The organism is Micromonospora sp. NPDC005305, assembly GCF_040607315.1.
Taxonomy (GTDB): Bacteria; Actinomycetota; Actinomycetes; order Mycobacteriales; family Micromonosporaceae; genus Micromonospora.
The window spans coordinates 1-13,800 of the sequence record NZ_JBEXGL010000039.1; the positions used below are offsets into that span (position 1 = coordinate 1).

The 13,800-nt window shown below is 75.8% G+C and carries 13 protein-coding genes; 9 read left to right on the plus strand and 4 right to left on the minus strand.

Features of this window, described 5'->3' with window-relative positions:
• Window positions 1–111 precede the first annotated feature (111 nt).
• Window positions 112–1,413 carry a Na+/H+ antiporter NhaA gene (nhaA, locus tag ABZS80_RS32295; RefSeq protein WP_355061864.1) on the minus strand — a complete coding sequence of 434 codons (1,302 nt, stop codon included), beginning with the start codon at window positions 1,411–1,413 and terminating at the stop codon, window positions 112–114.
• A gap of 347 nt (window positions 1,414–1,760) precedes the next feature.
• On the opposite strand from nhaA, the gene ABZS80_RS32300 reads away from it, so the two are divergent.
• Window positions 1,761–3,215 (plus strand): polysaccharide biosynthesis tyrosine autokinase, encoded by a 1,455-nt coding sequence (locus ABZS80_RS32300; RefSeq protein ID WP_355061866.1) that lies wholly within the window; start codon window positions 1,761–1,763, stop codon window positions 3,213–3,215.
• Here the strand turns inward: ABZS80_RS32300 and ABZS80_RS32305 are convergent.
• Window positions 3,196–3,792, minus strand: a complete 597-nt coding sequence (locus tag ABZS80_RS32305; protein ID WP_355061915.1) for a low molecular weight phosphatase family protein — start codon at window positions 3,790–3,792, stop codon at window positions 3,196–3,198. The two genes, ABZS80_RS32300 and ABZS80_RS32305, sit on opposite strands and share 20 nt — an antisense overlap.
• Window positions 3,793–3,936: 144 nt before the next feature.
• Between ABZS80_RS32305 and ABZS80_RS32310 the strand changes: the two genes are divergently transcribed.
• The 6 genes from ABZS80_RS32310 (at window position 3,937) to ABZS80_RS32335 (ending at window position 10,665) form a co-directional block, all read left to right on the plus strand.
• Complete coding sequence (locus tag ABZS80_RS32310; protein ID WP_355061867.1) at window positions 3,937–5,160, plus strand: glycosyltransferase family 4 protein; 1,224 nt, start codon at window positions 3,937–3,939, stop codon at window positions 5,158–5,160.
• Window positions 5,161–5,287: 127 nt separating this feature from the next.
• Window positions 5,288–7,072, plus strand: coding sequence for a DUF4012 domain-containing protein (locus tag ABZS80_RS32315; RefSeq protein ID WP_355061869.1), 1,785 nt, complete (start codon window positions 5,288–5,290; stop codon window positions 7,070–7,072).
• Between the two features lie 13 nt (window positions 7,073–7,085).
• Window positions 7,086–7,706, plus strand: a complete 621-nt coding sequence (locus ABZS80_RS32320) for a hypothetical protein (protein WP_355061871.1) — start codon at window positions 7,086–7,088, stop codon at window positions 7,704–7,706.
• A gap of 108 nt (window positions 7,707–7,814) precedes the next feature.
• Window positions 7,815–8,246, plus strand: coding sequence for a protein phosphatase (locus ABZS80_RS32325; protein WP_355061872.1), 432 nt, complete (start codon window positions 7,815–7,817; stop codon window positions 8,244–8,246).
• A gap of 11 nt (window positions 8,247–8,257) precedes the next feature.
• A complete protein-coding gene (locus ABZS80_RS32330; protein ID WP_355061874.1) occupies window positions 8,258–9,520 on the plus strand; it encodes a serine hydrolase in 1,263 nt (420 codons plus the stop codon).
• Window positions 9,521–9,732: 212 nt separating this feature from the next.
• Window positions 9,733–10,665 carry a flippase-like domain-containing protein gene (locus ABZS80_RS32335; RefSeq protein WP_355061876.1) on the plus strand — a complete coding sequence of 311 codons (933 nt, stop codon included), beginning with the start codon at window positions 9,733–9,735 and terminating at the stop codon, window positions 10,663–10,665.
• Between the two features lie 19 nt (window positions 10,666–10,684).
• Here ABZS80_RS32335 and ABZS80_RS32340 read toward each other — a convergent pair whose 3' ends face one another.
• Entirely contained in the window at window positions 10,685–10,816 is a 132-nt protein-coding gene (locus tag ABZS80_RS32340; RefSeq protein WP_355061878.1) for a hypothetical protein, read from the minus strand.
• Between the two features lie 47 nt (window positions 10,817–10,863).
• Here ABZS80_RS32340 and ABZS80_RS32345 point away from each other — a divergent pair, with 47 nt between their 5' ends.
• Both ABZS80_RS32345 and ABZS80_RS32350 read left to right on the plus strand, forming a co-directional pair.
• The gene (locus ABZS80_RS32345) at window positions 10,864–11,364 is read left to right on the plus strand and encodes a hypothetical protein (protein ID WP_355061880.1); all 501 of its coding nucleotides are present in this window, start codon (window positions 10,864–10,866) and stop codon (window positions 11,362–11,364) included.
• A gap of 42 nt (window positions 11,365–11,406) precedes the next feature.
• Window positions 11,407–12,711: a D-alanyl-D-alanine carboxypeptidase gene (locus ABZS80_RS32350; RefSeq protein ID WP_355061882.1), complete on the plus strand. Its 1,305-nt coding sequence runs from the start codon at window positions 11,407–11,409 to the stop codon at window positions 12,709–12,711.
• Window positions 12,712–12,723: 12 nt separating this feature from the next.
• Here the strand turns inward: ABZS80_RS32350 and ABZS80_RS32355 are convergent, their stop codons facing one another.
• A complete protein-coding gene (locus tag ABZS80_RS32355) occupies window positions 12,724–13,749 on the minus strand; it encodes a LacI family DNA-binding transcriptional regulator (RefSeq protein ID WP_151460484.1) in 1,026 nt (341 codons plus the stop codon).
• Window positions 13,750–13,800 lie beyond the last annotated feature (51 nt).

Here is a 13,800-nt window from a genome sequence, read left to right on the forward strand (position 1 = left end):
TTGGCGCGCCGGGCCGCCCGCGGCCGTGGCGGGGGGGCGCGCCGGCCGCCACCGGGCGGCCGGCGCGCGGACCGGCGGCGCTCCTGGTCGGGGCGCGCTACCGGCGCCCGCTCAGGCCCGCCGTTCCTGGTAGACGTCCGGGACGCCGTCGCCGTCGGAGTCGCGGCTCTCCCGCTCGCTGATCCGCCGGTAGACCCGGTTGCGCCGGATCAGCACCACCGAGGCCAGGCCGGCCGAGACCAGCGAGCCGAGCAGCACGGCCGCCTTCACCCGCTCGTCCTCGGGGCTGCCCGGCCCGAACGCCAGCTCGCCGATGAGCAGCGACACGGTGAAGCCGATGCCGGCCAGCAGGGCCAGCCCCGCCAGGTCCGCCCAGGTGATCTCCTCGTCGAGTTCGGCCCGGGTGAACCGGGCCAGGAGGAACGTCGAGCCGAACACCCCGACCGCCTTGCCCAGCACGAGCCCGGCCGCCACGCCGAGGACCACCGGGTCGGTGAGGACCGCGGCCGGGTCGACGTCGACCAGGGACACCCCGGCGGCGAAGAACGCGAAGACCGGCACCGCGAGTGCCGCGGAGACGGGCCGCCACCGGTGCTCCAGCCGCTCGGCCAGCCCCGGTCCGCCGCCACCGGACGGCCGCACGGGCACGGTGAAGCCGAGCAGCACCCCGGCCACCGTGGCGTGCACGCCGGACGCGTGCACGAGCGCCCAGGCGGTCACCGCGAGCGGGAGCAGCGCCCACCACCAGGTGGGCCGGCGCCGCACCAGCAGGGCGAAGGCGGCGATCGGCAGCACCGCGCCGAGCAGGGGCAGCGGGTGGAAGCCGGCGGTGTAGAAGACCGCGATGATGACGATCGCGAAGAGGTCGTCGACCACCGCGAGGGTGAGCAGGAAGGCCCGCAGTCCCTGCGGCAGGTGTGAGCTGACCACCGCGAGCACGGCGAGCGCGAAGGCGATGTCGGTGGCCGTGGGGATGGCCCAGCCGCGCAGGCCCGCACCGCCGGCGGCGAGCGTCACGGTGACGTAGACCAGCGCCGGCACGACCATGCCGCCCAGCGCGGCCACCACCGGCAGCGCCGCGCGGCGCGGGTCGCGCAGGTCGCCGGCCACGAACTCCCGCTTGAGCTCCAGGCCGGCCACGAAGAAGAAGATCGCCAGCAGGCCGTCGGCGGCCCAGGCGGCGAGGCTGAGGTCCAGGTGCAGCCCGGCCCCACCCGGCCACGGCACCCACGCTCCGAGGTCGGCGTACGCGGCCCGCCAGGGGGAGTTCGCCCAGAGCAGGGCGATCAGCGCGCCGAGCAGGAGCAGCCCGCCGCCGACGGTCTCGGCGCGCAGCACGTCGGCCAGGAAGCGGGCCTCCGGCCAGGACCGGCGGGACAGCAGGCGGGGGGACGGCGGGAGGCGCTCGGTCATGCGGCGTCCGTTCCGGGAGAAGGGTCGGCGGAGTCCTCGCCGACCAGACTTCCCGGCACACCGCTGTCGACCCTATCCGGCCGCCCGCCGGGCCGCACCACGCGGACGAGTCCGGCGTTAACAGGAGGAGGGCCGCCTCACCGGCGGCCTGACGATCCATGGGTTGCCGGGATAAGTGCGCCGAATTGGAAGGATTTAGACCGTCTGTGCGGTTCTGATCGTTTACATTCTTCGAGTCGCTTACCGTCATGTATAGGCGTTTTTGATCCTGGCACGCGTACTGGGGTTTCTAGGGGGGCTTTCGTGCAGTTTCATCGGCAGACCGGCGAGTCGCGAGGGGGAGCGTGATGGACGTTCTCGGTTATCTGCGCCTGGTCCGACGCCACTGGTGGATCGTGCTGGTCACGGTGATGGTCGCCCTGGGCACCGCCGCCCTCGTGACGGTCCGGACGGCGCCCCGTTACGAGGCCTCGGTGACCTTCTTCGTCACCACGCCGAGCCAGGGCGTCACCGACGCCTACCAGGGCAGCCTCTTCCTCCAGCAGCGGGTCAAGTCCTACGGTGACCTGCTCACCAGCGACCGGCTGGCGCAGAGCGTCGTCGCCGAGGCCCCGCTCGGGCTCACCGCCGACCAGGTGCAGCGCCGGATCACCACCTCCACGGAGACCGGGACGGTGCTGCTGAAGGCCACCGTCACCGACACCGACCAGACCCGGGCGTTGAAGACCACCGAGACGCTCTCGGCGAAGTTCATCGAGCTGGTGCAGAAGGTGGAGACGCCGCCGGACGGCAAGGCGCCGCCCATCAAGCTCGAGGTGGTCAGCGGTCCCCGGGTGACCTCCAGCCCGGTCTCGCCGCAGCCGGTGCGGAACCTGGTCCTCGGCGGCCTGCTGGGGCTGCTGCTCGGGGCGGGGCTGGCCGTGCTGCGAGGGCTGGCGGACGTCCGGATGCGGGACGCCGCCGCGCTCCAGCGGGTCACCGGCAGCCCGCTGCTGGGCGAGATCCCGTTCGAGTCCGGGGCCAAGGCGGCCCCGCTGATCGTCGGCGAGGCGGCCAACTCGCCGCGCGCCGAGGCGGTCCGCAAGCTGCGGACCAACCTGCGCTTCGTCGACGTGCACGAGCCCGCCCGGGTCATCGCGGTCACCAGCGCGCTGCAGGGCGAGGGAAAGACCACGATGGCCTGCAACACCGCCATCGCCCTCGCCGAGGCCGGCTGGCGGGTGCTGCTCATCGACGCCGACCTGCGCCGTCCCAAGGTCGCCGACTACCTCGGCCTCGACGGCGGGGTGGGGCTCACCGACGTGCTGGTCGGCGACGTCCAGGTCGGCGACGTGGTGCAGCGGTGGGGCGACAAGTCGCTGCTGGTGCTGCCCAGCGGCGCCACCCCGCCCAACCCCAGCGAGCTGCTCGGCTCCAAGGCGATGGCCGACCTGCTGGTGGCGCTGCGCGAGTCGGCGGACATCGTGGTCATCGACACCGCACCGCTGCTCGCGGTCACCGACGGCGTCGTGGTGGCCGTGCAGGCCGACGGCGCGCTGCTGATCACCCAGCAGGGGCGGACCTCGCGCAGCCAGGTCGCCGCGGCGGCCCACGCCCTGCACTCGGTCTCGGTGCGCCTGCTCGGCTGCGTGCTGAACATGGCCAAGGTGGCCAAGGCGGACGCCTACCAGTACGAGGCGTACAAGGTGGTCGTGCCGGCCGCCGGGCCGTCCGTGCCCGCCGACCGTGCCGGCGTGGCCCGGCGCGGGGAGCAGGTCCCCGTGGGCGATCACACCCAGGAACTCACCCGGCTGTCCCGATGAGCGCGAGCACCGGTCGCATCGACCGCTCGATCTCGTCGGCGCAGCGCCGGAAGTCGGCGGGGGAGCCGCCGATCGGGTCGCGCAGGTCGTCCGCGTCGGGGGTGGCGGCGGGTTGCAGCCGCCCCCGGACGCGGGCGGCCGCCACCACCGCGGCCCGCAGCGGCGAGTCCCCGACCGTGACGGCCGGCTCGGCCGTCTCGGTCGGGTCGGCCGCCTGGGTCACCTCGACCGAGGCGGCGGCCAGCCGGGCGAACTGGCGGAGCGTGAAGGTCCGGGGCAGCGCGGCCGGGGCCAACGCGGTGCAGACGGAGCGCTGCCGCCGGGTCGCGGTCAGCACCAGGCCGGCCCGGGTCAGGTGCTCGGGGCGGAGCCGGCGGGTGCGGAACGCCGCCGGGTCCGCGCCGGTGCGGGCGGCGACCTCGACCGCGTACGGGTGCATGGCCGCCCCGTCGAGCGCGTCGGTGCCCGCGCTGGTCACCACGACCGGCAGGTCCCGCAGCAGCCGGCGGGCGATGAACTCCGCCATCGGTGACCGGCACATGTTGGCGTGGCAGACGAAGAGCACCCCGTCGACCATCTGCACCCCTCTCGTCGGCACGGTCGCGGGACGCGGCGCCGCGACGGCGGTGTTCCGGCGGTCGCGGCCGGACGCAGAGGGGATGTCGGCATCCTACGGGGTGCCGGGGCCCGCGCGCCGGGAAGCCGCGCCGGGAGCGCGGCCATGAAGATCGGCATCCTGTCGTACCACTTCCCGCCCGAGCCCGCGTTCATCCCGGGCAGCCTGGCCGAGGAACTGGCGGGCCGCGGCCACGAGGTACGCGTGCTCACCGGCTTCCCGGACTATCCCGGCGGGCACGTCTATCCGGGCTGGCGGCAGCGCTGGCGGCACCAGACGCACAGCGAGCGGCTGACCGTCCGCCGGGTGCCTCGGTACGCGGCCGGCGAGGGCTCGGCGCGGATGGCGAGCTGGCTCTCCTTCGCCGGCAGCGTGGCGCTGACCGGCCGGCGCTACCTCGGCGACGTCGACGCCCTGTACGTCTTCCAGCTCCCGGCGGTCACCTTCGCCGCGGCCGGCCTGCTGCGGCTGCTCGGCCGGGTCCCGACCGTGCTGCACGTGCAGGACGTCTGGCCGGAGGAGGAGCCGTCCCGGGCGGGGGACACCCGCCGGTGGTCGGGCCGGTTGGACGCCACCCTGCGCCGGATCTACCAGGAGGCGGGCGCCGTCGCGGTCACCGCACCCTCCATGCGGGACCTGGTCGTCGCGGGCGGCGCCGACCCGGATCGGGTCCGGGTGGTGCTGAACTGGACCGACGAGCGGATCTTCCACCCGGCCGAGCCCAGCCGGGCGGCCCGGAACCTGATCCGCCGGGGCGACCGTTGCGTGGTGATGCACGCCGGCACGATCGGCGTACGGCAGGGGCTGGAGACCGCGGTGCGCGCGGCGGCCGCGCTGGGCGACCGGATGGACCTGGTCCTGGTCGGCTCGGGGGCCGAGGAGCGGCGGGTGCGGGGGCTCGCCGCCGAGCTTCAGGCCGACAACGTGCGGTTCGTCGACCGGCGGTCCCCACCGGACATGCCGGAGCTGTACGCGGCGGCCGACTACCAGCTGGTGATGCTGCGTGACCTGCCGGAGCTGCGGGGGATGGTGCCCGGCAAGCTCCAGGCCGCGCTGTCCTGCGCCGCGCCGGTGGTGGCGTCGGCGGGCGGCGACACGGTGGCGCTGGTGGAGCGGGCGCGGGCCGGCTTGTCCTGCCCGCCGGAGGACTGGGCGGCGCTGGCGGACCGGTTCTGGCTCGCCTCGGCGATCCCAGCGCCGGCGCGGGCGGACATGGGTCGCCGGGGGCGGGACGCCTACCTGCGGGAGATGTCGCTGCGGGCCGGTGTCGACCGGATCGAGGGGCTGCTGCACGAGGTGGCGTCGCGGGCCGGGAGTGCCCGCCGCTGACCGGAGCGGTACTCACAAAACGCCGCACAGCGGCTAAGTGCGTGATAACGCGACGAAGCGGTGGAAATTCGTGCTAGAAAGCGATCAATCGTCAATGGTGTCCGGTTTCGAGCCACGGGAGTGTGGTGTGACGGAAAGCGGTGGGCTTCCCCGCCGGCGGCGGCGCTCCCGGCGCCGCAGCCGGGCCCGCGCACGCCGGGTCCTGCTCGTCGGGCTGGTCGTGGTCTCGGTGCTGCTCGCCGGCGGCGGCTGGGTCGGGTTCCGCGGCTGGCAGGCCCGGGCGCACCTGCTCAACGCCGCCGGGCTGGCCCAGGAGTTGAGCACCCAGGTGGTCGGCGGCGACGTGGCCCGGGCCCAGCGCACGCTGGCCGCGCTTCAGGAGCAGGCCGCCTCCGCCCGGACCGCCACCGGCGACCCGGCCTGGTGGCTCGGCCAGCAGACCCCCTACGCGGGCGACGACCTGGCCGCGGTCCGTCAGATCGCGGTCGCCGTGGACGACCTGGCCCGGCTCGCCTTCCCCACGCTGCTCCGGGTCGACCTCGCGTCGCTGGTGCCGAAGGAGGGAAAGCTCGACCTGGGCCGGCTGCGGGCCGTCTCGGCCGAGGTCTCCGCCGCCGACCGGGCGGTGCGGCAGACCGAGGAGCGGTTGCGGGCGGTGTCCACCGACGACCTGGTCGGGCAGGTGCGGGACGCGGTCTCCGGGCTGCGGACCGAACTGGTCCGGCTGGGCGAGCTGACCTCCGCCGCGGACCAGGGCGCCCGGCTGTTGCCGTCGCTGCTCGGCGCCGACGGCCCCCGCAGTTACCTGCTCGTCTCGCAGAACCCGGCCGAGCTGCGGGCCACCGGCGGCATGTTCGGCGCGTACGCCGTGCTGCGGGCCGAGGGCGGCCGGATCCGGATGTCCGGCCAGCAGAGCGCGAGCAGCCTCGCCTCGTTCACGCCGCCGCTGCCGGTGAGCCGGGAGTTGCGGAATCTCTGGAAGGACCTCCCCGGGACGTTCCCGGCGGACGTCAACCTCAGCCCGGACTTCCCGACGGCGGCGGCGCTGTACCGGGAGATGGTCCGCCGGCGCACCGGCACCGAGGTGGACGGCGTGCTCGCGGTGGATCCGCTGGTGCTGTCGTATCTCCTCGGTGTGATCGGGCCGGTGTCCGTGCCGGACCAGCCGAGCCTGGCCGGCAGCACGGTGGTCCGGACCCTGCTCAGCGACGCCTACCGGACGCTCGACACCAAGGCGCAGGACGCCTTCTTCGCGCGGGCGGCCTCCGCGGTGTTCGACGCCCTCTTCACGAAAGCCGTGAATCCTCGGGCCCTTTTGACCGTTTTCAACCGTTCTATTGCCGAACGCCGGATATTGTTCTGGAGTGCCCATCCCGCGGAGCAGCGCGTCCTCGGCGACAGCCGGCTGGCCGGGAAGCTCCGCGAGAAGGACATCGTGCCGACTGTCGGCGTGTTCCTCAACGACGGCAGCGGCGCGAAGCTCGGCTACTACCTGAGGTTCTCGGCAACCGTGACGGTCGGCGACTGCCAGCCGGAGGGGCGCCGCGAACTGCGGCTCCGGGTCACGGTCCACTCGACCGTCCCGCGGTCGGGCCTGTCCGAGTCGGTCACCGGCCTCGCCCTCTCCGGCGATCCGTACACCGCCCGCACCCTGGTCTCGGTGTACACCCCGACCGGAGGGGCGGTGCTCGGCGGTCGGCTGGACGGCAGAGACACCGCGATGGGCAGCGGGACCGCCGGTAGCCGCCAGGTGACCGTGGCGAACGTGGAGGTCAAGCCGGGCAAGACCCGGACCCTCGACGTCACCCTGCTCACCGGCAAGACGAGCGCCGGCACTGCCGAGCTGGTGCTCACACCAACCGTCACCCCATGGACCACCCAAGTTGTTTCCGCACCAAGCTGTGATCAGTAGGAGGGAATCCATCATGCGGCTATCCCGCATCATCATGGCGTTCACGGTCGGCCTGGCCGTGGCGGCCGTGCCGACCGCGGCCGGCGCGGCGCAGCCGCAACCGCCCGTGTACCCGCCGACGGAAGTGTCGCTGACCATCGAGCCGCCGGCCATCCGTCTCGGCGGAAGCTTCACCCTGAGGGGCACGGGCTTCGCGCCCGGCGAGGTCAGGATCGACGTGGAGATCAGCGGCAACCCCAACGCGGCACCCGCCCAGGGGACGGTCCGCCGCAGCGACGGCAGCGCCGTCGCGATGAGCGCGGTGGCGTACCAGCAGCCGCAGCCGGCGCCGACCAGGTTCGCCGCGACGGCGCTCGGCGACGGCACCTTCACCGTCACCTACAAGCCCAGCCGGACCGGGCGGCACCACTTCACCGCCACCCAGGGGACTCGAGCGGACGATGCCACGGGCATCGTCCTGCCGGCTCGACCGGACCGGCCGGGGCGGCCGGGCGGCGGCAACCTGCCGGTGACCGGTGACAGCCTCGGCACCCCGCTGAAGCTCGGCGGTGGCCTGGCCGGTGCGGGCGCGGTGCTGGTGCTGCTCTCGCTGGCCTGGCGTCGGCGCGGCCGCTTCGGGATCGGCTCCCGCTGACCCAGCGGCATCCCGGGCAACGCCCGGACCGTTCCTGAAGGTGCCCGCCGGACCTGGTCCGGCGGGCACCTTCACGCCTGCGGGTTCCCGACGCCGCACAATGACCGGATGGACCCGACGCAGCCGTGGACGGACCGCACTGGCCTGTTGGTGCTGCCCGGCGGCGCCACCGTGCGCGGGCGGCGGATCGCCGCGCCCGCCACGCCCGCCGACTTCGCCCTGCTGCTGGCTCCCGGGCCGGACCCGGTCTGGCCGGCCCGGCGGATCCGCTGGCCCGACTTCTGGGTGCCGCTGGACCGCGCCGACGCGGTCGACGCGCTGCGCGAGGGGTGGCGCCGCGCGTACGCGGGGGAGCGCGTCGAGGCCGCCTGCCACGGCGGGGTCGGCCGGACCGGGACGGCCCTCGCCGCGCTCGCCGTCCTGGACGGCCTCGATCCGAGGCAGGCGGTGACCTGGGTCCGGGCGAGGTACCACCCCCGCGCGGTGGAAACCCCGTGGCAGCGCCGATGGCTGCGCGGCGTCGGCCGGGCCGCTCGGTAGGGTGCCTCTTCATGAGAGCCCGGGCCCTGGCCGCCACCACCGTCCTCGCCCTGCTCGTCACCGGGGCGCCGGCCCCGGCGCACGCGGCGCCGCCGGTGACCGCCGCCCCGGCGGCGGCGCCCTGCCCGCGGCTGCCGGCGCCGAAGGTGACCCGGCCGCCGCGCCCCACCCCGCCGCCGCCCGTGCCCGAGGAGCAGGCCATCGGCGGTGACGCGCTGGCCACGGCGGGCCTCGTGGCGGCCCCCGGCAGCCCGGCGCCCCCGGCGGTCACGGCCACCACCTGGCTGGTCGCCGACCTGGACACCGGCGCCGTGCTCGGCGCCTGCGGCCCGCACGAGTACGGCATCCCGGCGAGCACCCAGAAGCTGCTGCTGGCGGCCACCCTGCTGAACCGGCTCGACCCGAAGCAGGTGGCCACCGCGACCCGGGCCGACCTGGACATCGAGCGGGGCAGCTCGGCCGTCGGCCTGCTCGTCGGCGGGCGCTACCCGGTGGAGACGCTCTGGTTGGGGCTGCTGCTCCAGTCCGGCAACGACGCGGCGAACATGCTGGCCCGGCTCGGCGCCGGCAGCGCCCGCGCCGGTGTCGCCGAGATGAACGCCGAGGCCCACCGGCTGGGCGCCCGCCAGACCCACGCCGCGACGCCGTCCGGACTGGACGGTCCCGGGCAGTTCACCAGCGCGTACGACCTGGCGCTGATCGCCCGGGCCTGCTTCGCCGACGCGCGGTTCCGCCAGTACGCGCTCACCGAGCGGACCCAGATCCCCGCCCAGCCCGCGCTCAAGAAGGGCGGCTTCCAGATCCAGAACGAGAACCAGCTGATCTACCGCTACCCGGGTGCCCTCGGCGGCAAGACCGGCTTCACCGAGCTGGCCCGGCACAGCTACGTCGGCGCGGCCCAGCGCGGTGGGCGGCGGCTCGTGGTCACCCTGCTCGGCGCCGAGTCCCGCCCGGTACGCGGCTGGCAGCAGGGCGCCCAGCTGCTCGACTGGGGTTTCTCGCTGCCCCGGGACGCCTCGGTGGGCCGGCTGGTCGACCCCGGCGAGCTGGACGCCGAGCGGGTCGCCCCGAGCGGCTCCCCGGCGGCGGCCCGCCCGACCCCGCCGCCCGAGTGGCGCGGACCGGCCGGGACGGCGCTGCGCCGGATGGCCGACGGCGACTGGCAGGTCATCGTGCCCGCCGCCGGCCTGCTCGCGCTCATCGTCGGCGGGTTCGCGGCGGTCCTGGTCGCCCGCCGCGGCCGGTCCCATCGGGCCGGTCGCCGCCGCGCCTGACCGGCCGTCGGCCCACACACCGGTCGGGGGGATCGGCCGCGATGCCGCCCGCCCCGGCGGCGCGCACCCTATGGTCGGGTCATGTGGGGCAGCCGGCCAGCCGACGGGACCACGCCGGGCGCGCCCGCAGCGGTGCACGGGCGTCCGCCAACCGGCCCCTGACCTCGGCGATGCGCCGGAGTCACCCGCGCTCCGACCGCCTGGCCCGAGCCGTGCGGATCTCCCCGCGGGACGTGTTCCTGCTGGTCATGCTCGGCCTGCTGGTGCACTTCCTGCTGCCGCAGCTCGGCCAGGTACGCGCCGCGCTGCACGCCCTGCGGCACGCCGACCCGGTCGCGGTGACCGGCTCCCTGCTCGCCGCGGCCGCCACCTACCTGCTCAGCGCGCTCGGGCTGAAACTCGCCGTCGCCGCCCCGGTGCCGCTCGGCCGTACGGTCGCCGTCCAGGTGGCCGCCGCCTTCGTCAACCGGCTCGCGCCCGGCGCGCTCGGCGGCGCCGCGCTGAGCCTGCGTTACCTGAACCGGCAGGGACTGACCGTGCCGGCGGCGGCCACCGCGGTCGCCGTGAACCGGGTCGCCGGGGTGCTCGGGGTCGCCCTGCTGCTGCCCGTCCTGCTGCCGTTCACCCGGGGGACCCGCCGGCACCTGGCCGACGCCGCCGCCGGTCGCGGGCTGGTCGTGCTGCTCACCGTGCTCGCCGTGCTGCTGGCCGTCGCGGTGGCGCTCGCCGTACCCCGGTGGCGGGCCCGGCTCCGGGCGGCCCGGCACCAGGTCGTGGAAGCCCTGCGCGCACTGGTCCGGGGTGGCCGGGTCGTGCCGCTGCTGACGGTGAGCGTGGCGCTGACCCTGGCTTACGGCGCCGCGCTCTGGCTGGCTCTGCTCGCCGTCGGACTGCCAGCCGAGCCGGCGCTGCTCGCGCCGGTGGTGCTGGTGTGCGTGGTGGGAGAGGGGGTGGCCACAGCCGCGCCCACCCCCGGTGGGCTCGGCGCTACCGAGGCCGCCCTGGTCTCCGGCCTGCTGCTCTACGGCGCCCCGACCGAGACCGCGGTGGCCGGGGTGCTCGTCTACCGGCTGGCCACCTTCTGGCTGCCGGTGCTGCCCGGCTACGTGGCGTTACGCCTGCTCGTGCGTCGTCGGGCGGTGTGACGTCCGGCGGGAGCAGGCGTCAGCCGGAGGCCAGCGGGATCGGGCCGATGGGCTCGGCGGGCATCGGCTCCGGCCAGGTGTGACCGGCCGGCTCCGGCTCGGGCACCCGCAGGCCGACCCGGGCGCCCCCGTCCGGTCCTCGGTCGACCACCACCTTGCCGCCGAGCGCGCCGGCGACCGCCCGGACCGGTGACCGGGGTGTCGCTCCTGCTCGGCGGTCCGAACGGGGAGCGGGCCGTGCACCCGGTGACCCGGACCGCCGACGGCTGGGTGGTGGCGGTGGACGACATCCGCACCCCGGGCACCTGGCGGGTGGGGGTGACCGTGCTCCGCGACGGCCTGCCCCCGGTCACCGACACCCACCTCTGGCCGGTGCCGGACGGGGACAGCACCGCCACGCCGGTACGCGTCTCGGCGGCCCCGCTGCGACCGGCGCTGGACCGGTCCGCGCTGGCTTTCGGCGTGGCGGCCGTGGTCGGCGTAGTCATCGTCGCCGGCTGGTGGTGGCGACGCCGGCGGCCGGCCGGGCGGGATGGCGACCAGTCGCTGCCCGCCGACACCGCCGCACCGGCGGGGCGGCTCGGCGAACCGGTCGGGGTCGGCGCGGAGGTGGTCAGCTCCGGGCGACCACCGGCCGCGCGACGGCTCCGCGGCGGGAAGTTTACCCCGCACCGCCGTCCACGTGATCCGAATCCGTAAGCAGGCGACCCGATCGGGTCGGCGTGGCTACCGTCCCGGTTCATGAGGACCTGGGGACCGCCCGTGGCGTTGGCCGCCGCCCTGCTCGTGCCCGCATCGATGTTGCCCACGCCCGCCACGGCGGCCACCCGTGCGGGGGCGTCGGCCGCCCGTGCCGGCCGGCTGCCCGCCGGGGCGCCGCCCTGCCCGAACGTGCCGGCCCCGGCGACCCGGCCGCCGCAGCCGCCGCCCGCCGCCGGCCCCGCCGCGCGGGCCGTCGGCGGCGCCGCCCTGGCCACCGCCGGGCTGGTCCTGCCGCCCGCCGCGCCCGCGCCGCCGGCGGTGACCGCGACCTCCTGGGTGGTCGCCGACCTGGACAGCGGCGCGGTGCTCGGCGGCTGCGGACCCCACGAGTACGGCGTACCGGCCAGCGTGCAGAAGCTGCTGCTGGCCGCCACCATGCTGCCGAGGCTGGACCCGGACCGTGAGGTGACCGTGACCGCCGAGGACCTGGCCATCGAGCCGGGCAGTTCGGCGGTGGGACTGGCCGAGGGCGGGCGGTACCGGATCGAGACGATCTGGCTGGGGCTCCTGCTGAAGTCCGGCAACGAGGCGGCCAACGCCCTGGCCCGGCTGGGCGGCGGCCCGGACGGGACGGCCGGCGGCATCCGCGCCATGAACGAGGAGGCCCGGCGGCTGGGCGCGTTGCAGACCCACGCCGTCACGCCGTCCGGGCTGGACGGTGCGGGGCAGTTCACCAGCGCGTACGACCTGGCACTGATCGCCCGGGCCTGCTTCGCCGACCCGGCGTTCCGCCGGTACACCGCCACCCGGACGGCGCGGATTCCCGCCCAGCCCGCGCTGCGCGAGAAGGCGTTCGAGATTCAGAACGACAACATGCTGCTCGACCACTACCCGGGGGCGATCGGCGGCAAGACGGGCTTCACCGACCTGGCCCGGCACACGTACGTGGGCGCGGCCGAACGGGGCGGGCGTCGGCTCGTGGTGACCCTGCTCGGCGCGGAGACCCCCACCCAGCGTGGCTGGCAGCAGGGTGCCGCCCTGCTCGACTGGGGCTTCGGCCTGCCGCGGGACGCGGCGGTCGGCCGACTGGTCGGCCCCGGCGAGCTGGACCGTGCCGCGGCGACGCCGACCGGGGCGGCGCCGGCCCTCGCCGGGGGCGCCGGGCTGGCCGGCGCCGGTTCGGCGGCCACCGGCGCCTGGCCGGGCACCGTGCCGTCGATCGCGGTGGGCGTGGTGCTGGTGGTCGGGGGAGCGGTGCTGCTGGCCCGGCGGCGCCGGCACGCCGCGCTCGCCGCGCTGCCGCCCGGCACGACCCTCGGCGGCGCGATTCCGGACGACGACTGAACGGGCTCCGGCCTACCGGCCGGCGGGGCGCGCAGTGCTGTCCCGCACCACCAGTTCGGTGGCCAGTTCCACCCGCGGCGACTCGAGCTCCTCGCCCTGGGCCAGGCGCAGCACCGTGCGGGCGGCGAGCCGGCCCATCTCCACCAGCGGCTGGCGCACCGTGGTCAGCGGGGGGGAGGCCCAGCGGGTCTCCGGCAGGTCGTCGAAGCCGACGATGCTCACGTCGTCGGCCACCCGCAGCCCGCGCCGGCGGACGGCTTCGTAGACGCCGAAGGCCATCTGGTCACTGGCCGCGAAGATCGCGGTCGGCGGGTCGTCGAGGTCCAGCAGGGTGCTGCCGGCGGTGAAGCCGGAGGCGTGGTAGAAGTCGCCCGGCTGCACCAGCCGGTCGTCCGGCGGCACGCCGGCCGCCTCCAGCGCGGCCCGGTAGCCGTCCAGCCGGGCGCGGCTGCACAGCAGGTGGGTCGGGCCGGCCACGAAACCGATCCGGCGGTGGCCCAGCCCCAGCAGGTGCTCGGTGGCGGCCAGGCCGCCCGCCCAGTTGGTCGCCCCGATCGCCGGCACGTCCCGGTCCGGCACGCCGGCGGCCGGGTCGACCACCACCACCGGCACGTTGAGCCGGCGCAGCTGGGCGTGCACCGGCGGGGTCAGGTGGGAGGTCACCACGATGACCCCGTCCGAGGCGCGGGCCCGCAGGTTCTGCAACCACTTCCGGGTCGAGGTCGACTCGCTGTGGATCGCCGACACGACGGTGCCCACCCCGGCGGCGTGGCCGACGTCCTCCACGCCCCGGATGATCTCCACGGCCCACGGGCTGTCCAGGTCGTTGAAGACGAGGTCGACCAGGTCCGCCCGGCGCACCGTGCGGCTGCCCCGGCGCCGGTAGCCGTGGTGGCGCAGCAGTTCCTCGACCCGTTCCCGGGTGTCGGGTGCGACGTCCGAGCGCCCGTTGAGCACCCGGGACACGGTGGGCACGGAGACACCCGCCTCCCGCGCGATCGCGGTGATGGTCACCCTGGGCTCGTCGTCCGCGTTCACCCGTGTCTCCTTCACCGGCCGGAAGCTCCGGCCGCCGAGCATGGAACGGCG